Source organism: Streptomyces lasiicapitis (assembly GCF_014646335.1).
Lineage (GTDB): Bacteria > Actinomycetota > Actinomycetes > Streptomycetales > Streptomycetaceae > Streptomyces > Streptomyces lasiicapitis.
Map to the genome: position 1 here is coordinate 213974 of NZ_BMNG01000007.1, position 20653 is coordinate 234626.

Annotated in this window: 1 protein-coding gene; it reads right to left on the bottom strand. The window is 74.8% G+C overall.

The window, feature by feature from the left end:
- Positions 1 to 75: 75 nt before the first annotated feature.
- A complete protein-coding gene (locus IEY91_RS17400; RefSeq protein ID WP_189174845.1) occupies positions 76 to 20649 on the bottom strand; it encodes a non-ribosomal peptide synthase/polyketide synthase in 20574 nt (6857 codons plus the stop codon).
- Positions 20650 to 20653 lie beyond the last annotated feature (4 nt).

A 20653-nucleotide genomic window follows, 5' to 3' on the forward strand; every position in this document is an offset into this window, starting at 1 on the left:
CGGTGGGGGCCGCGGAACGGGTTCGGGGGCGGTGTCCGCGGGGCGGTGGTCCGCGGATCCCGGGATGACACATACTCATCGGCGGTCCCGTGCGGGGGCCGCCGCGCTGCCCCGGGCGTGCGCGGCGATGTGCCGCAGGGCGGCGGCGAACTCGTCGGCCACGCGGCGTACGGTCTCCGTGTCGTGCAGGCCGGGGCGGTGGTGCCAGGTGAAGGCGAGGCGGCCGTTCTGCACGGCGCCCACCACCTCCAGGGGGTGCGATCCGCTGTCCCGGGGGTCGTGGTCCTGGCCGAACGAGCCGTGCTCGGTGCGCACGAGGCCGGCCTCGGACGCGGTCGGGCGGGCGTCCCACTGGCCGAGGTAGTTGAACACCACCTGCCCGTGCGCCGCCGAGCCGAGGCGTTCACGGACCTCGGGCGGGCCGAACGTGCGCAGCGCGCCGAAGCCGAGTCCGTTGCCGGGAACGGAGCGCAGTTGGCGGCGTACGGACTTCACGAGGTGTCGCCAGTCGCGGGACGGGCCGAGGTCGTCCGGCTCGGGCACCTGGAGGGCGACCGGGTGGACGGTGGTGAACCAGCCGACCGTGCGGGACAGGTCGATGTCGTCGAGGACGTCCTCGCGTCCGTGTCCTTCCAGGTCGAGGCGGACCCGGTCACCGCCGGTCCAGCGGGCGAGGGCCAGGGCGAGTGCGGACAGGAGGACGTCGTTGACGCGGGTGCGGTACGCGGTCGGCGCGGAGCGCAGCAGGGCCGTGGTGTCCTCCTCGCCGAGCTCCACCGAGAGGGTGCGGGTCTCCCCCGCGTCCGGTCCCGGCCGGTGGGCGGGCGGCAGCGGCTCGGCCGTCACCGCCTCCTGCCAGTACGGCAGTTCGTGGTCGAGGCCGCCCTCGGCGACGTGGGCGGCGAGCCGCCGGGACCAGTCCCGGAAGGAGGTGGTGCGGTCCCCCAGCGCGATCGGCTTCCCCTGGGCGGCCTGGTGGTAGGCGGCCTCCAGGTCGTCGGAGAGGATCCGCCAGGACACGGCGTCCACGACCAGGTGGTGGGCGACGAGGAGGAGGTGGGCGGGGCGGTCGGCGTCTCCGGTGAACAGGGCCGCCCGCAGCAGCGGTCCGTGGCCGAGGTCGAAGCCGGTGTGCAGGTCGTCGGCGGCCTTCTCCATGGCCGCGTCGGCCTCCTCGGCCGACAGGCCCGTCAGGTCGTGCCGGTCGAGGAGGTGCTCGGCGTCGTCGCCGTCGGACGGGGGCCGGTTGAACTGGTGCCATCCGTCGGCGTCGTGGGTGAAGCGCATGCGCAGGGCGTCGTGATGCTCTAGGAGGGCGCCCAGGGCCGCGCACAGCGCCGTCGGGTCGGGCGCCGCGTGCAGTTCCAGGAGGGCCGACTGGTTGAAGTGGTGGTGGCCCGCGCGCGGAGTGGTCAGGAACCACTCCTGGATGGGGGTGAGCGGTACTTCGCCGGTCACGGGGCCGTCCCCGGAGTGCTGGGGCGCGGTGCGTACGACGGTGGCGAGTTCGGCCACGGTCTGGTGGGTGAACAGGTCCCGGGTGGCCAGGTGGAGGCCCTCGCGGCGCAGCCGCGACACCACCTGCATGCTCAGGATCGAGTCGCCGCCGAGGTGGAAGAAGTTGTCGTGCGCGCCGATGCCGTCGACGCCGAGGACGTCGCCCCAGATGCGCGCGACATGGCGTTCGGTGTCGGTGCGCGGCGGAGTGTGCGACGCGGTGCCGGTGTGGGCGGGTCCGGGCTCGGGCAGGGCGCGCCGGTCCGTCTTGCCGTTCGGCGTGAGCGGCAGGTGCTCCAGCGGCACGAACACGGACGGGACCATGTGCGGCGGGAGCAGTACGGCGAGGTGGTCGCGCAGTTCGCCGACCGGCAGGTTCTCGGGGTCTCCGGCGGTGGGGACGACGTACGCGACGAGGCGGCCGTGCTCGACGGCGCCCTCGCGGGACTCGGACGCTTCCTCGTCCGCCGGGTCGTCCCGGTGCGGTGCCGTGCGCACGACGACCGCCGCGTCCCGCACCTGCGGTGCACCCCGCAGCGCGCTCTCGATCTCGCCGGGTTCGATGCGGAAGCCGCGCAGCTTGACCTGGTCGTCGGCCCGTCCGGCGAACCGCAGTTGGCCGTCGGCGGCCCACACGACCAGGTCGCCGGTGCGGTACATCCGCTCGCCAGGGCCGCCGAACGGGTCGGCGAGGAACCGCTGGGCGGTCAGGCCCGGCTGGTTCAGATAGCCGCGGGCGAGGCCGGGCCCCGCCACGTACAGCTCCCCGGTCACTCCGGATGGGACGGGGCACAGGGCCGCGTCCAGGACGTAGAGGCGGGTGGCACCGGCCGGGCCGCCGATCGGCGGGGCGGCCGGGCCGGGGCTCAGCGGGCCCGTCCAGGTGGCGACGACCGTGGCTTCCGTCGGCCCGTACGAGTTGATCATCCGGCGTCCGGGGGCCCACTCCTCGACGAGGTCGGGCGGGCAGGCCTCGGCTCCGACGATCAGGGTGCGCAGGTGCGGCAGGGACCCCGCGGTGCCGGGCGGGACCGTGGCGAGGGCCGCGGGCGGGATGAGGGTGTGGCTGACGCGCTGCTCGGCGAGGGCGTCCGCGAGGCGCTCGCCGACGAGCGGCCCCTCCTCGCCCGTCACCAGCGTCGCGCCGCTGAGCAGCGAGGAGCACAGTTCCAGGACGGAGGCGTCGAAGCTGGGCGAGGCGAACTGCAGGACCCGGTCGCCGGGGCCGACGGCGTACCGCTCGGCGGCGGCCGCGGCGAAGCCCGCGAGGCCGTGGTGCGGAACGACGACGCCCTTGGGGGTGCCGGTGGAGCCGGAGGTGTAGATGACGTACGCCGGGTGGGCGGGCGTCAGAGCGGCCGTGCGGTCGGCGTCCGTGGGCGCGGTGTCGGGGCCGTCCTGCACCCACACGTCCGCCGGGTCGCCCAGGACCAGCGTCGCGCCCGCGTCGCGGACCATGAACTCGCGCCGCTTTTCTGGGTAGTTGGGGTCGACGGGCAGGAAGGCTCCGCCCGCCTTGGCGACGGCGAGCTGCGCGATCACGCTCTCGCGGGCGCGCGGCAGGGCGAGGGCGACGATCCGCTCGGGTCCGACGCCTTGGCCGATGAGCCGGTGGGCGAGGCGGTTGGCGGCGCGGTCCACTTCGGCGTACGTCCACTGCCGGCCGCCCTCGTCGAGGGCCACCGCGTCGGGGGTGCGTGCCGCCTGCCCTTCGAACAGCTCCGGCAGGGTCGCCGCCGGGACGGCTCCGGCCGCGCCCCGGCCCTGGTCGAGCAGCGACTTCAGCTCCGACTCGGCGGCCAGCGGCAGGGCGCCGAGCGGGCGGTGCGGGTCGTCGGCGACGGCGGTCAGGAGGGTGGCGAGCTGGTCGGCCATCCGCTGGGCGGTGCCCGTGTCGAACAGGTCGGTGTTGTACGTGAGTACGCCGTGCAGGGCTCCGGAGTCCGTCTCGGCGAACTCCAGGGTGAGGTCGAACGCGGCGTGCTGGAGCTCCGACTCGACGTCCTCGACGCGCAGGCCGGGCAGGTCCAGGTCGGCGGTCGGGGTGTTCTGGAGGACGACCATCACCTGGAACAGCGGGGTGCGGCTGGTGTCGCGGGCCGGCCGCACCTCGTCGACGACCTGCTCGAACGGCACGTCCTGGTGGGCGAAGGCGTCGAGGACCGTCTGCCGGACGCCGTCGAGGAAGGCCGGGAAGGACTGGCCGGGGTCGACCTGGGAGCGCAGGACCAGGGTGTTGACGAAGAACCCGATGAGGTTCTGGATCTCGGCGCGGTCGCGGCCCGAGGTGACGGTGCCGACGGCGATGTCGCGTCCGCCCGACACCTTGGCGAGGAACGTCTGCGAGGCGGCGACGAGCGTCGTGAACAGGGTGGCGCCCCGCTCCCTGCCGACCTGGGTCAGGCGTCGGGCCGTGTCGGACGGCAGGACCAGGCGGGCGGTCGCGCCGTTGCGGGTGCGCACGGGCGGGCGCGGCCGGTCCGTGGGCAGGTCCAGGGGTTCGGCGTCGGCCAGGTGCTCCTTCCAGTAGGCGAGCTGCTCGTCGGCGCCGGGCGCGGTGCGCTGCCAGTGGGTGTAGTCGGCGTACTGCACGGGAAGCGGCGGCAACTCACCCGCGTTGTCGTCCAGTTCGGCCCGGTAGAGGTGGGCGAGGTCGCCGGTGAGTACGGCGGTGGACCAGCCGTCGGTGACGATGTGGTGCAGGGTCAGGGTCAGGACGTGCTCGTCGTCGGCGAGCCGCACGAGGCCGACGCGCAGCAGCGGGCCGCGCCGCAGGTCGAACGGGCGGGCACGCTCGGCCGCGAGGAGGTCGTCGAGGCGGGCCGCGCGCTCCTGACCGGGCAGCCCCGTCAGGTCCTCCAGCGGCAGTGGCACCTCGTGCGGCGCGTGCACGACCTGCACGCCGTGGCCGTCCACCGCGTCGAAGGTGGTGCGCAGCGACTCGTGCCGGGCCACCAGACCGCGCAGGGCCGCGGCGAGGGCGCGGACGTCGAGCCGACCATGCAGGCGCAGCGCGAGGGAGGTGACGTATTCGGCGCCGCCGGGTGCGAACTCCTCCAGGAACCACATGCGTTGCTGTGCGTACGACATCGGGGCGGTCGCGTCGCGTTCCACCGGGACGACGCCGGGGCGTGCCTCGCCGACTGCCCGGTGGTCGCTGAGCAGTGCGGCGAGCGCCTCCGGCGTCGGGTGGGCGAACACCGCGCGTGGCGACACGTCGGTCCCGAACTCCTCGGCGAGGCGGGAGGCGAGACGGATGCTGAGGATCGAGTCGCCGCCGAGGCGGAAGAAGTCGTCCTCCACGCCGGGCCGGTCGATGCCGAGGACGTCCGCGAAGACCTCCGCGGTGCGGCGTTCGGCGTCGGTACGGGGTTCGGTCCGCGTTCCGGATTCGTCCTGGGCATCCGGGGCCGGGAGCGCCGCCCGGTCCACCTTGCCGTTGGCGCTGAGCGGGAGCGCCGCCAGGGGCACGAACGCGGACGGGACGAGGTAGTCGGGCAGCGCCTCGGCGGCGTACTCCCGCAGCGCGGCCAGGTCGTCGCAGGCGGGGCCGACGAGGTAGGCGACGAGGCGCCGGGCGCCCGGCCGGTCCTCTCGGGCCACCACGGCCACGTCCCCCACCCCCGGGTGGCCGGCGAGGGCGGCCTCCACCTCGCCGGGCTCGACCCGGAAGCCGCGGATCTTCACCTGGTCGTCGGCGCGGCCCAGGAACTCGACTGTGCCGTCCGGTTGCCGCCGGGCCATGTCACCGGTGCGGTACATCCGGGTGCCGGGCGGCCCGTAGGGGTCGGCGAGGAACCGGGCCGCGGTGTCGCCGGGGCGACCGAGGTAGCCGCGCGCCAGGCCCTCGCCCGCCACGAACAACTCGCCCGCGCAGCCCGGCGGTACGGGCCGCAGGCGGGCGTCGAGCACGTGGACGCGCATGTCGTCCAGTGGGCGGCCGACGGGCACGGTGTCGGGGACAGTTGTCGCGTCCGCGAGGGCGTGGGAGGTGGCGAAGGTCGTGGTCTCGGTCGGGCCGTAGCCGTCCACGACGGTCAGGCCGGGGCAGGCGGCGAGGACGCGGCGCACGGCGGCGGCGGGGACGACGTCACCGCCGGTCCACACCTGGCGCAGGCCCGCGAAGCAGTCCGGGGCGTCCTGGGCGAGGAGGCGGAAGAGACCGGCTGTCAGCCACAGCGCGGTGAGTCCGCGACGGCCGACGACGTCGGCACCGGCACCGCCTCCGGCACCCGCACCGCCTTCGGCTCCGACTCCGGCACCCGCATCCGCACCGGCTTCGGCTTCGGCTTCGGGAGTGGCGAGGCGCCGCAGCAGCGCCGCGTCCACCGTCTCGCCCGCGGCCACCACGACGCACCCGCCGGTCAGCAGCGGCGCCCACACCTCGAAGGTGGCGGCGTCGAACGCGACCGGTGAGTGCAGCAGGACGCGGTCGCAGACGCCGTCGGCGAAGCGGCTGTCGGTGGCGAGCGACGCCACGTCACGGTGGCGTACGGCCACGGCCTTGGGCTCGCCGGTGGAGCCGGAGGTGAACATCACGTAGGCGAGGCGGTCGGGGTCCGCCGCCGGGGCCGTCAACGTCTCGCCGGGCGCGGTGCGCGCGGCGGTGACATCGGCGGCGGTGATCCGTGCCGAGACGCCCGCCCGGTCGAGCAGGGCGCGGCGGCGGTCCTCGGGGGCCCGGGTGTCGACGGGCACGTAGGCGCCGCCCGCCTTCAGGACGGCGAGCTGCGCCACGACGAGTTCGGCGGAGCGGTCCATCAGGAGCGCCACGCGGTCCTCGGGCTTCAGGCCGTCGGTGAGCAGCCGGTGCGCCACGCGGTCGGACCAGTCGTCGAGTTGACGGTACGTCAGCTCGCGGACGTCGTCGGACAGGGCGGTCGCGTCCGGGGTGCGGCGGGCCTGCTCGGCGAACAGGCCCACGGGGCTGCGCGGCACCACCTGCCGGGCGGCGGTGTTCCAACGGCGCAGCAGGTCCCGGTCGTCCGCGGTGAGCAGGTCGAGGTCGTCGACCGTGCCGGAGATCCCGTCGGCGAGCCGGGTGAGGAGCGCGGCGAGCCGGGTCGCCGCGCGTGCCACGGTGGTGTGGTCGAAGAGGGCCGCGTCGTAGGCCAGGTCGAAGCCGAGCCGGTCGCTCACGTGGGCGCGCAGGCACAGCGGGAACGTGGTGGCGTCGTCGGCGCGCACCTCCGCCACGCCGACACCCGTCCGGGCGGTGGCCGCCTCGTCGACGGGGTAGTTCTCGAACACCACCATGCTGTCGAACAAGGCCTGGCCTGCCGGGACTTCGCTGAGTGCCTGGATGCGGGACAGGGCCATGAAGTCGTGGCGCCGGGCGTCGCTCTGCTCGTCCTGGAGGCCGCGCAGCCAGGACAGCACGCTGCCGTCGGGCACCCGTACGCGCGTCGGCACGGTGTTGATGAACATGCCCACCATGGACTCCACGCCGGGCAGTTCGGCCGGGCGGCCGGACACGGTCGTGCCGAACACGACGTCGCGGCGGCCGCTGTAGCGGGCGAGCAGCAGGGCCCAGGCGGCCTGCACCACGGTGTTGACGGTCAGTCCGGCGTGGGCGGCCGTCTCCCGCAGCCGCCGTGACACGGCCACGTCCAGCTCGTGGTGGACGGCGTCCCCGGAGCGGGCGCGGTGGGCCTCGGCGGGGGCGCGGTCGTACGGCAGCGGCGTCGCTGCCGGGAAGTCGGCGAGCGCCTCGGTCCAGAAGCCTTCGGCCGCGCCCTCGTCCTGGTCGCGCAGCCACCGTACGAAGTCCGCGAACGGCCGCCGCAGCGGCGGTGCCGCGTCGGTGCCACCGGTGAGCGCGGCGTAGTGCTCGCACACCTCGGTGAGCAGTTGTCCGGTGCTCCAGCCGTCCAGGATCAGGTGGTGCGAGGACCACAGCAGCAGGACCTCGTCGCCGGGCAGGGCGGCGAGCGTGATCCGAGTGAGCGGTGCGGCGGTGAGCTCCATGCCCGCCTCGCGGTCCTCGGCGAGCAGCCGATCGGTGGCCGCCTCGCGCTGCTCGGGCGTCAGGTCGCGCCAGTCGAGGTGGGTGACGGGCAGGTCCGCGTGGTGGTGCACCACCTGTACCGGGTGCGGCAGTTGTCGCCAGTGGACGCTGGTGCGCAGCGCCGGGGTGCGGTCGGCCACCTGCTGCCAGGCGTGCGCGAACGCCCGCGGGTCGGCCACGCCGGTCAGCCGTACCGCGGTCCGGTCGAAGTACGCGCCCGCGTCGTCGACAAGGCCGTGGAAGAGCATCCCGGACTGCAGGGGCGTCAGGGGCAGTACGTCCGCCACCTGCCGGCCGTCGCCCACAAGCCGGTCGAGCTGCTCCTGGGTCAGGTCGGTGAGCGGGAAGTCGGACGGGGTGCGGCCGCCCGCGTCCGGACGGGCGCAGTGGTCCACGATCTCGCGCAGCGCCGCGCAGGTCTCCTCGGCGAGACGGCGGACGGTGGACTCGTCGTACACGGCGGTCGGGTAGGTCAGGCCGAGTTCGAGCCGGCCGTCCTGGACGACGCTGGTGAGGTCCAGGAGGTAGGGGCGGGGTTCGTCGGGGTCGGTGTCGCGCCCGGCGGACGGGAGTGACCCTCCGTACAGACCACCGCCGATGCCGCCGCCGGTGCCCGTGTCCCACTGCCCGTGGTAGTTGAAGCCGACCTGCGGTGCCGGGCCGTCGGCGAGCGGGCTGTCCGGGAGCAGCCGGCGCAGGGCGCCGTGGCTGAGCCCGTGGTGCGGGACCGCGCGCAGTTGTTCCTTGACGGAGCGCAGGGTGTCGCGCCAGCCCGCGTCCGGGTCGACGGTCAGAGCCAGGGGGTACTCGGCGGTGAACCAGCCGATGGTCCGCGACAGATCGACGTCGACGCGGTCTCCGGGACCGCCGTCGAAGAGGTCTTCGCGGCCGTGCCCCTCCACGCCGATGAGTACGCTCTCGTGGGCGCACCAGCGGCCGAGGGTGCGGGCGAAGGCACTGAGCAGCACGTCGTTGACCTGGGTGCGGTAGACGTCGGGGACCTGGCGAAGCAGCGCCTCGGTGTCCTCGGCCGCCAGCGTGACGACGACGGTGGCGGCGGTGCCGTGGGTGTTGGGTCCGGTCCGGCCCGCGGGCAGGGTGGCGGGCGTGGCGGCGCGGGTCCAGTACGTCAGGTCGGCGTCCAGGCCGCCGGAGCGGGTGTGCCGGTCGAGCAGGGCGGCCCACTGGCTGTATGCGGTCCCCACCGGGGGCAGGGCAGCCGCCCGGCCCGTCGTCGCGGCGCGGTGGGCGCTCTCCAGGTCGGCGAGCAGGATGCGCCACGACACGCCGTCCATCATCAAGTGATGTACGGCGACGAGGAGTTGAGCGGGCAGGGCGGGGCCGCGGTCGAAGACCAGGACGCGGACGACCCGGCCCTCGGTGGGATCGAGGGAGGCCTGGGCGGCGTCCGCCGTCCGCTGCACCTCGCTCTCGACACCTGACTCGTCGAGGCCGGTCACGTCATGGTGCGTGACGAGTCCGTCGGGCGCTGCCGGCAGGACTTCCTGACGCCATCCTCCGTCGGCGGTGTGCCGGAACCGTGTGCGCAGGGCGGCGTGGTGGCGTACGAGGGCGTCCGCGGCCTCCCCCAGGGCGGACAGGTCGGTGCCCGGGGCCAGTTCGAGGCGCTGTGTCATGGTGAAGCGCAGCGGGTCGCCGGGGCGGCGGCCGTCGAGGTACCAGCGCTGGATGGGCGTGAGGGGTGCTTCGGTGGGCGCGGCGCCGCCCGTCGCCGCGGTCCGGGGCGCGGCTTCCCTTGCGCACAGGGCGAGTTCGGCGACCGTGCGGTGGCGGAAGACGTCCTTGGTGGTGAGGGCGAGTCCGGCCTGCCGGGCGCGGGAGACGATCTGGATGCTGAGGATCGAGTCGCCGCCGAGCGTGAAGAAGTCGTCGCGCGCGCCCACCCGTTCGACGCCGAGGACCTCGGCCCAGATGGCGGCCAGGCGCTCCTCGGCGCCGGTCCGGGGTGCCACGTACGGCGTGGAGCTGTCGGGCTGTGCGGGCGGGGCGGGCAGCGCGCGCCGGTCGGTCTTGCCGCTGCTGGTCCGCGGGATCCGCGCCAGCGGCACGAAGGCCGCGGGCACCATGTGGTCGGGCAGGGTCCGCCGCAGCCGTATCCGCAGGTCGTCGGCCGACGGGGGGTGTTCGCCCGCGGGCACGAGATGGGCCACGAGCATGGCGCGGCCCGCGTGTTCACGGACCGTCACGACGGCCTCGGCGACGTCCGGGTCGGCGAGGAGCGCGGCCTCGACCTCGCCGGGCTCGACGCGGAAGCCGCGGATCTTCACCTGCGCGTCGGCCCGGCCCAGGAATTCGAGGAGGCCCCGGGCGTCCCAGCGGGCGCGGTCGCCGGTGCGGTACATCCGCTCCCCCGGCCCGCCGAACGGGTCGGCGAGGAAGCGTCCTGCGGTGAGCCCTGGCCGGTTCAGATAGCCGCGGGCCACCTGGGCGCCCGCCAGGTACAGCTCGCCCGGCACCCCGGGCGGCACCGGCCGCAGCGCGCCGTCGAGGACGTAGGCGCGCAGGCCGCGTCCGGGGCGGCCGATGACCGGGCGTCCGGGCTGTTCGACGCAGCGGCCGTAGACGGCGTCGACGGTGCACTCCGTGGGGCCGTACATGTTGTACGCGGTGACGCCGAGGTCAGCCGCAGCGCACAGCTCGCGCCAGGCCTCCGTGCCGACGGTCTCGCCGCCCACCAGAAGCACGCGCGGGTGGTGGCGGCCGGGGGCGAGAAGCCCAGCGGCGATGAGTTCCCGCAGGAAGGACGGGGTGACGTTCACCAAGTCCAGTTCGCTGTCGGCGACTTGGGAGCAGAACGCCTCCGGGTCCAGGCGTACGTCCTCGTCGACGAGGTGCACCTCCTGGCCGAGGGCGAGCAGCAGCGGCCCCTCCCACGAGGTGTCGAAGGAGAAGGACGCGCTGAGTGCGGCCTTCAGGCGGCGGCCGTCGGCGGTGTGCGGGGCGACGAGCCCTTCGCGATGGTCGTGGCAGAGGTTGACCAGGTGCCGGTGTTCCACGACGACGCCCTTGGGGCGCCCTGTGGAGCCGGAGGTGTAGATGACGTAGGCGCCGTGGTCGGGGCGCAGCGGTGCCAGGCGGTCGGCGTCGGTCGGGTCGTGCGCGGGCAGTTCGTCCCACGGCACCTCGCGCAGCGTCTCGGCCGTCAGGAGCGTGCGCGGGGCCGCGTCCGCGAGGAGGAAGGTCACGCGTTCCTCGGGCAGGCCGGGGTCGACGCAGAGCAGGGTGCCGCCCGCCTTCAGGACGGCGAACAGGGTCACGAACAGGTCCGTGGTGCGCGGCAGCCGGACCGCGACGACGTCCTCGGGGCCGACGCCGAGGGCGATGAGGTGGTGGGCGAGGCGGTTGGCGCGGTCGTTGAGGGCCGCGTAGTCGAGCGTGGTGTCGCGGGCTGCGAGGGCGGTGGCGTGCGGAGTCCGTGCCGTCTGGGTCTCGAACAGGGCCGGGAAGGTGCTGTCCGCAGCCGGCAGCCGCTCGCCCTGCCACTCATCGAGGACCTGACGGCGCTCGGCGGAGGTCATCAGCGGCAGCGCGACGGCCTTCTCGTCCGGGTCGTCCGCGGCGGCTTCGAGAAGCGACGTCACGTGGGCTGCGAGGCGTTCGGCGGTGTCGGCGTCGAACAGGCCGGTGTTGTACTCCAGGTGGCCGGTGACGCCGCCGTCGTGCTCGACGAAGTCGAAGGCGAGGTCGAAGGTGGCGTTGCGCACCGGCGGTGTCACGGGCTCGACCTCAAGGCCGGGCAGGCGGGGCGCCTCGGCACCCAGGTTGTGCAGGGCCACCATCACCTGGAACAGCGGCGTACGGCTGGTGTCCCGCTCCGGCTCCAGGGCGTCCACCAGGCGCTCGAAGGGCACTTCCTGGTGGGCGAAGGCGTCCAGGACGGTGCTGCGCGCCTCGGTGAGCAGCTCACGGAACGACGCGTCGGGGCGGATCCGGCCGCGCAGCACCAGCGTGTTGACGAACATGCCGACCAGGTCGTCGAGTTCGCGGCGCTCCCGGCCCGCCGTCACGGTGCCGACCGCGACGTCCTCCTGGTCGGCCCAGCGGGCAAGCAGGACCTGGCAGGCGGTGAGCAGCGTCATGTAGAGGGTGGCGTCGGCGCTCCGGGCGGTGGCGCGCAGCCGCTCGGTGAGGTCGGCGGACAGGTGGAAGGTCACCAGGGCGCCGTCGCGGGTGCGTACGGCGGGGCGCGGCCGGTCGGTGGGCAACTCCAGCGGTTCGAGGTCGGTCAACGCCTCACGCCAGTGGGCGAGTTGTTCGTCGGCGACGTCGGTGCGGGCGCGCTGCCAGGCGGCGTAGTCGGTGTACCGCACGGGCAGTGCGGGCAGCTCGGGAGCGCGCTGCTCCAGGGCCGCCGCGTAGAGCTCGCTCAGGTCGCGGCCGAGGACGGCGCCGGACCAGCCGTCGGTGACGATGTGGTGGACGGCCAGCACCAGGACGTGCTCGTCGGCGGTCAGGCGGGCGAGGCGGGCGCGCAGCAGCGGTCCGGTGGACAGGTCGAAGGGGGTCTCGGCGGCGCGGTCGAGGACGGCGTCCAACTGGGCGTCCTGGTCGGTGGCCGACAGGACGTCGAGGGGCAGCTCGACCGCGTACGACGGATGGACGACCTGCCGGGCCCGGCCGTCCTCCTCGGCGAAGGTGGTGCGCAGCGACTCGTGCCGCGCCACCAGGCCGTCGAGGGCCGTGCGCAGGGCGGCCTCGTCGAGGGAGCCGCGCAGGCGCAGCACGGACAGCGTCGTGTACTCGGTGCTGCCCGGTGCGAAGCGGTCGAGGAACCACAGGCGCTGCTGGGCGTACGACAGCGGGGGCGGGGTGCCGGGGTCCGCGGCTGGGATGACGTCGGTTCCGGTGTCCCCGTCGGCCACCGGGTCGCCGAGGGCGGCGGCGAGCGCGGACAGCGCGGGGTGGCTGAAGAGCAGCCGCGGTGAGACGTCCTGCCCGAAGGCCGTGCGCAGTCGTGAGGTGACGCGCACGGCGAGGATGGAGTCGCCGCCGAGCGCGAAGAAGTCGTCGTCGGCGCCCACGGCGTCGGTGTCGAGGACGTCCGCCCAGGCTGCGGCGACCGCGCGTTCCGCGGGGGTGCGCGGCGGTGTGCGGTCGGTGCCGGTGGCGAAGCCGTCCGCGCCGGGGGCGGGCAGCGCGCGCCGGTCGAGCTTGCCGTTGACCGTGAGCGGCAGGGCCGCAAGGGGGACGTAGGCGGCGGGGACCATGTGGGCGGGCAGCAGGCGCTCCAGGTGGGCGCGCAGGTCGGCGGCGGACGGGGCGGATACGGGCGCCGCGCTGCCGGGCCGGTCCTCCGAATCACCGTCACGCGAACCGGCGTTGAGACCGTTTCCGTCCGAACCACTGGCGCGCGGACCGGCGTTCGGACCTCTGCCATCCGGACCACTGCCGGGCGTGCCAGTGCCGGTGCCACGCTTGCCGCTGCCGGAAGAACCGTCCGGGCCCCCTACGGACCCGTTCCCGACCCCGACGACATGCGCGACCAACCGCCGCGTCCCAGAGGCGTCCTCGTACACACCAACCGTCGCCGCGCTCACGCCCGGGTGCCGGTGCAGCGCGGCCTCGATCTCGCCGGGCTCGATGCGGTAGCCGCGGATCTTCACCTGCTGGTCGGCGCGGCCGAGGTACTCCAAGGTGCCGTCGGCCCTGCGGCGGGCCCGGTCGCCGGTGCGGTACATGCGGCTGCCGGACGGGCCGGACGGGTCGGCCACGAAGCGGGTCGCGGTCAGCCCCGGCCGTCCCAGGTAGCCGCGGGCAAGCCCCTCCCCCGCCACGTACATCTCACCGATCGCGCCGGGCGGCACCGGCGCGAGGTCGCCGTCGAGCACATGGACGCGCAGGTCGGGGATGCCCGTGCCGATGGGGCTGGCGGCGCCCGTGCGCGCCGTCGCATTGTCGAGGGGCGCGTAGGTGACGTGCACGGTGGTCTCGGTGATGCCGTACATGTTGACCAGGCGGACAGCGGAGTCAGTGTTGTCTGCGTGGCGCGTGTACCAGTCGGTGAGCCGGTCGACGTCCAGGGCCTCGCCGCCGAAGACGACCGTGCGCAGCGCCAACTGCGCCGACAGGTCGGGGTGTTCGGCGTCGGCGCGGGCGAGCGGGTAGAAGGCGGACGGCGTCTGGTTGAGGACGGTGACCCGCTCGTCGACGAGCAGGCGCAGGAAGTCCTCCGGGGAGCGGGCGACATCGTCGGGGACGACGACGAGCCGGCCACCGTGCAGCAGCGGCCCCCACAGCTCCCAGACGGAGAAGTCGAAGGCGTAGGAGTGGAACAGCGTCCACACGTCGTGCTCGTCGAAGCCGAACCACTGCTGGGTGCGCGTGAACAGGCGTACGACGTTGGCGTGCGGGACGACCACACCCTTGGGCCGGCCGGTGGAGCCGGAGGTGTAGATGGCGTAGGCGGGGCTCTCCGGCAGCGGGCGGCGGACCGGCTCCGGAAGGGTGGCGGGGCGCCCGGCGAGGTCGGCGCGGACGGTCGGGTCGTCGAGGAGCAACACGGGCACGCCGGTTGCCTCGGCCCGCACACCGGCGTCCGTGGTGGTCACCAGTGTCACCGGTGCCGCGTCGCCGAGGAGGTGGGCGACGCGTTCGGCGGGGAGCCGGGGGTCGACGGGCAGGTAGGCGGCGCCCGACTTCAGGACGGCAAGGATCGCCACGACCAGGTCGGTGGAGCGGGGCAGGGCGAGGGCGACGTAGTGCTCGGGTCCGGCGCCGGCCTCGGCGAGGCGGTGCGCGAGACGGTCCGCCTCCGCGTCGAGCGTGGCGTAGTCGAGGCGGTCGTCGCCGCAGGTGACGGCGGTGGTGTCGGGGGTGCGGGCGGCCTGCGCCTCGAAGAGGTCCACCAACGTCTCGGTGGGGCGGGCGTGTTCGGTGCCGTTGCTCTCAGCGTGGACGCGTTCCTCGGCGGTCGTCCAGGACAGGGCGCGCAGCGGCCGTTCGGGGTCCGTGGCGATCTCGGTGAGCAGCAGGCACAGCCGGTCGGCGAGCGCCCGCACCGTGCCGACGTCGAACAGGTCGGGGTCGTAGGCGAGGTCGAAGCCGAAGCGGTCGCCCTGATGGGCGCGGAGCACGAGCGGGTAGTTGGTGGCGTCGCGCGAGGTGACATCCGCCAGGCGCACGCCGGACGCGGCCGTGCGGGCCTCGTCGAAGGGGTAGTTCTCGAAGGCGACGATGCTGTGGAACAGCGGGGTGCCGGACGGCACGTCGCTCAGCGAGGTCAGCTCGGCCAGGGAGACGGCGGCGTAGCGGCGCGACTCGGCCTGGCTCTCCTGCAGTTCGCGCAGCCACGCGCTGGTCGCGGCCCCGCTGTCGACGCGGACGCGGGTGGGCACGGTGTTGATGAACATGCCCACCATGGACTCGACGCCCGGCAGGTCGTCGGGGCGGCCGGACACCGTGGTGCCGAACACCACGTCCTGCTCGGCGCCGTAGCGGGACAGGAGCAGCGCCCAGGCGCCCTGGACCACGGTGTTGACGGTGAGCCCGGCCTGCCGGGCGGTGCGGGCCAGCGCCGCCGACTCCGTGACGGACAGGCCTCCCTTGTGGACGCCCGCGGAGCGGGCTTGGTGGGCCTCGCCCAGGGGGCGGTCGACGGGCAGCGGGGTCGGCGTGGCGAAGCCGTCGAGGGCCGCGCTCCAGTGCGCGCGCCCGGCGTCGGTGTCCTGCTCGGCCAGCCACCGCACATAGTCGGCGAAGGGCCGCCGCGCCTCGGGCCGCGGGCTGCTTCCCGAGGTGCGGGCCGCGTACTCGTCGCACACCTCGGAGAGCACCTGGGCGAGGCTCCAGCCGTCCAGGATCAGGTGGTGGGAGGTCCACAGCAGGCGCAGGCGGGCGTCGGGCAGGCGGATCAGGGCGAGGCGCATCAGCGGGGCGGCGGCGAGGTCGATGCCGCGCGCGAGGTCGTCGGCGCGGAACCGGTCGAGGCGTGCGGACCGCTCGTCGTCGTCGAGCTCGCGCCAGTCGAGGTGGGTGACGGGCACGCGTACGTCGCGGTGCACGACCTGGAGCGGCAGGGGTACGTCCTCCCAGACCACCGAGGTCCGCAGCGCGGGCGTGCGGTCGGTCACGCGCTGCCAGGCCGCAGCGAAGGCGTCCGGGTCGCCGACGCCCTCAAGGAGCAGGTCGGCCTGGTCGACGTACACGTCGTCGGGGCCGCCGACCAGGCGGTGGAAGAGCATGCCTTCCTGAAGCGGCGTCAGCGGCAGCAGGTCCTCCACGCCGCGGCCGTCACCGGCCAGGCGGTCCACGCCCGCCTGGTCCAGGCGGGCGAGCGGGAAGTCGGAGGGGGTGCGGCCGCCCGCGTCGGGCCGCGCGCAGTGCTCGGTGATCGCGCCCAGCGCCCGGACCATGCCGTCGGCCAGGCTCCGGACGGTGCCCGCGTCGTGCGTGCGCTCGCTGTAGTGCCAGATGATCTCCAGTTCGCCGTCGGCCACCACGGCCGAGACGTCCAGGAGGTGGTCCAGGGGTTCGTCGGCGGACATGTCGCGGCCGGGCACGTCGGGCGTCGGTGCGAACTCCTGGCCGCCGGAAGTGTCCCACTGCCCGTGGTAGTTGAAGCACACCTGGGGCAGGGGCAGTTCGCGCAGTGTCCGCGCGGAGGGGTCGGGCGAACCGAGGCGGGCCAGTGCCTCGTGGCTCAGGCCGCGCCGGGGCACGGCGCGCAGCCGCTCCTTGACGGCCTTCAGGGTGGCGCCCCAGTCGGGCGCGGCGGCCGGTCCCGCAGGGGTGAGAGTGACGGGGTACTGGGTGGTGAACCAGCCCACCGTGCGAGACACGTCGATGGTGTCGTCCTCGCGGCCGTGTCCCTCCAGGGCCACGGTCACCCGCTCGGCACCCGTCCAGTCGGCGAGCACCCGCCCGAGGGCGCTGAGCAGCACGTCGTTGACCTGGGTGCGGTAGACGCCGGGCACCCGGCGCAGGAGCGCCTCGGTGGTGGCGCGGTCCACGCGAGTGCGGACGGTGCGCACGGATCCGGCGAGCGGGGTGGCGGCCCGGTCGACGGGCAGCGGCGTACGGGGTTCGGCGGCCTCGGCCGTCCAGTACGGCAGGTCGTCGTCGAAGTCTCCTGCGCGCACCCGGTGCGACAGGTGGGCGGCCCAGTCGGTGAACTCGGCGGTAACGGGCTCCAGTTGGACGGGTTCACCGGCGGCGGCCTGCCGGTAGGCCTGTTCGAGGTCGGGCAGGAGGACGCGCCAGGAGACGCTGTCGACGGCCAGGTGATGGGCGGTCAGGAAGAGCTGGGGGCGTTCGTCGGCCGGGGGAAGGAGGAGGACGCCGCGCAACAGGGTGCCGGTGGCCGGGTCGAGGGCGGCGCGGGCCGCGTCCGCGGCCTCGGTGCGGGCCACCGAGGCGTTGGGGGCGGCGGACAGGTCGTGGCGGGTGAGCAGGCCGGTGGCCGGGACGGTGCCGGGGTGCTGTTCCCAGGCGTCGCCGTTCCGGGCGAACCGGGTGCGCAGCGCCGGGTGGTGCGCGGCGAGCGCGGTCAGTGCCCGCTCCAGTGCGTGCTCGTCGACGTCGCGTGGCAGGTCGAGGAGCATCGACATGCTGAAGTGCCCCAGCGCGCCGTGCGTGGCGAAGAACCATTCCTGTACGGGGGTCAGCGGGGCGGGCCCGTCGGCGCGCGGCAGCCGGGGCGCGGGCACGGCGGCGGTCCTGCGGGACGCGGCGGCGACCAGGTCGGCGACGGTCTGGTGGCGGAAGACGTCCTGCGAGGTCAGCTGAAGCCCGGTCGCGCGGGCGCGCGAGACGGCCTGGATGCTGAGGATGGAGTCGCCGCCCAGCTCGAAGAAGTTGTCCGTGACGCCGACTTGGGCGATGCCGAGGACGTCGGCCCAGATGTCGGCGAGCGTCTGCTCGTCCCCGGTGCGCGGGGCGACGAACTCCCGCTCGCGCGGGGCGGCGTCGAGGTCGGGGGCGGGCAGGGCGCGGCGGTCGAGCTTACCGCTGGTGGTCAGGGGCAGCGCGTCGAGCAGGGTGAAGGACGAAGGCACCATGTGGTCGGGCAGGACGAGGCGGCAGGCGGCCCGCAGCTCGGAGGCCTGGGGCCGGACGGCGTCCACGGCAGGCACCAGATAGGCCGCCAGGCGCAGATGGCCGTGGGCGTCGGGCACCGCGACGACCGCGGCGGCCGTGATCTCCGGCAGGTCGAGCAGCGCCGCCTCGACCTCGCCCGGCTCGATGCGGTGGCCGCGCACCTTCACCTGGTCGTCGGCGCGCCCGAGGTAGTCCAGGCGCCCGTCGGCGGTCCAGCGGGCCAGGTCGCCGGTGCGGTACATGCGGGTGCCGGACGCGCCGTAGGGGTCGGCGAGGAAGCGCGCGGCGGTCAGGCCGGGCCGGCCCGCGTAGCCGCGGGCCAGTTGCCCGCCCGCGAGGTACAGCTCGCCGCCGACGCCGGGCGGCACGGGCCGCAGCCCCGCGTCGAGCACGTAGGCGCGCACGTTGGGCAGCGGCCGGCCGACCAGTGGCCGGTCCCCTCCCTCGATGCGGCAGGCCAGGGCGTCGACCGTGCACTCGGTGGGGCCGTAGAAGTTGTACGCCGCCACGTCCCGGTGTCCGGCGAGCTCGCGCCAGAGGCCGGGGCCGATGGCCTCGCCGCCGAGCATCAGCACCCGGGGGCGGTGGCGCGGGTCGGTGAGCAGTCCGGCGGGCAGCAGTTGGCGCAGGTAGGAGGGCGTCAGGTCGAGGAAGTCGACGCGGTGTTCGACGACGTACTCGACCAGGGCGGCGGCGTCGAGCCGGGTCGTCTCGTCGACCAGGTGCAGCGGGTGGCCGTCGGCCATCAGCAGCACGCCCTCCAGCGAGGTGTCGAACGAGAACGACGCGGTCAGCGCGACCCGCAGCGGCCCGCCGCCCGCGTCGGCGACGAACCCCTCGCGGTGGCCGGCAAGGAGGTTCGCCGCGGAGCGGTGGGACACGGCGACGCCCTTGGGACGGCCGGTGGAGCCGGAGGTGTAGATGACGTAGGCGGTGGTGTCGGGGTCGGGCGGGGTGAGGGGGGTGCAGCCGCTCGGGTCCGGCGCCCCGGCCACGCTCGTCGGTCCCGGTGCCCCGGCGTTGTTCGTCGGGTCCGGCGCCCCGGCCCTACTCGTCGGATCCGGTACCCCGGCCTTGCTCGTCGGATCCGGCGCCCCGGCCTTGCTCGTCGGGTCCGGCTCCGAGGCCGCGCCCGTCGCGTTCGCGCCCCCGGCCGCGTCAGCCGGGCCCGGCTCCCCGTCCTCCTCCGGCAGCGCCCGCAGCGTCTCCTCGTCGAGTACGAGGGCCGGTCGCGCGTCGTCGAGCAGGAACCGTACGCGCTCCTCGGGCAGCGCGAGGTCGAGCGGCAGATAGCCGGCGCCGGACTTCCACACGGCGAGGATCGCCACGACCATGTCGGCGGTGCGGGGCAGGCGCAGCGCGACCAGCCGTTCGGGACCCGCGCCCCGGGCGACGAGGTGGTGGGCGAGGCGGGTGGCGCGGGCGTCGAGCGTCGCGTAGTCGAGGTGCTCGCCCCCGGCCACCAGGGCGGTGGTGTGCGGGGTGCGCGCGGCCTGGCGGGCGAACAGTTCGGGGCAGGTCGTGGTGGGGGCGGGGCGCGCGGTCGCGTTCCACTCGTCCGTGACGCGCCGTGCCTCGTCCGGGGAGAGCAGGGGCAGCGCGTCCAGGGGCCGGTCCGGTTGCGCGGTGGCGCCGTCGAGGAGCCGCAGGAGCTGGTCCGCCATCCGCTCGGCGGTGGCCGTGTCGAAGAGGTCGGTGCGGTATTCGAGCAGTCCGGTGAGCTGTTCGCCGTCGGGTACGAACTCCACGCTCAGGTCGAACGCGGCGGCCTGCCGGGGCACGGTCACCGGGGCGACGGTCAGGCCGTGCAGGGCGGGCGCCGTGGGCGGGTCCGGGTGCAGCAGGACCATGGCGTCGAACAGGGGGTTGCGGCCGGCCTCACGGGGCGCGCCGACGGCCTCCACCAGGCGTTCGAAGGGTGTGTCGCCGTGCGCGAAGGCCTCGTTGACGGTGTCGGCCGCGGCCGTGAGCAGGTCACGGAAGGAGCCGCCGGACTCCACGGGGGTGCGCAGGACGACGGTATGGGCGAAGAAGCCGACGGCGCGTTCCAGGTCGGTGCGGGGGCGCCCCGGTGTCAGGGAGCCCACGATGATGTCGTCCTGCCCGGACCAGCGGGCGAGCAGCGCCTGGCAGCCGCCGACCAGAGCGGTGAAGAGGGTGGTGTGCTGCTCGGTCGCGAGGGTGCGCAGCTTGGCCGTGACATCAGCGGGGACGGTGAACTGGTGGATCGCGCCCGCCCCGGGCTCCTTCCCGCCGCGCGGCCGGTCCAGCGGCAGCGCGGGCGCGACGGAACCGGTCAACTGCTTCTTCCAGTACGCGATTTGGCGTTCGAGCCGCGCCCCCGAGAGCTGTTCGCGCTGCCACACCGCGAAGTCCGGGTACTGCGTCGCCACGGGCGGCAGGTCCGGCTCCGCTCCCCTGGCGAAGGCGTCGTACGCGAGGCACAGCTCCTCCAGGAGTACGCCCATCGACCAGCCGTCGGTGATGATGTGATGGGCCGTCAGCATCAGGATGTGCGAGGCGTCGGACTCCCGCAGCAGGAGTGCGCGCAGCAGGGCGTCGGCGTCGAGGTCGAAGGGGCGGTTGTACTCGTCGAGGAGCGCCGCGTCCAGCACGGAGCCGCCGGTGGGGGCGTGCCGGTCCGGCGCGGCCGGGACGTCTCCGTACGGCACACCGAGGTCCCGCACCGGCAGCGGCACCGGACCCGCCGGGCGCACGCTCTGCGCCGGCCGCCCGTCGCTCTCCTCGAACGTGGTGCGCAGCGCCTCGTGCCGCCCCACCAACGTGTCGAGGGCGCGGGAGAGAGCGGCGCGGTCCAGCGGCCCGGTGAGCCGCAGGGCGACCGCGCTGTTGTAACCGGCGTCGCCAGGGCTCAGCCGGTCGAGGAACCACAGCCGCTGCTGCGCGAAGGACAGCGGCAGGGGCCGGGAACGGTCGGCGCGCGGGATGCCCCGGCGGGCACCCTTGTCCGGCGCCCCGGCGCGTGCTGCCGCTCCCGCTGCCCCGGCGCGTCCCGCAAGGCGGCGGCGCAGCGCCTCCTGAAGGTCCTGGGGCAGGGCCTCGGCGCGGTCTCGCTTCGAAGACGTCATGGTC

What these genes read in the sequence shown, in the direction of transcription:
- IEY91_RS17400 (WP_189174845.1), bottom strand. Translation starts at nt 20,649, where the DNA reads ATGACGTCTTCGAAGCGAGACCGCGCCGAGGCCCTGCCCCAGGACCTT.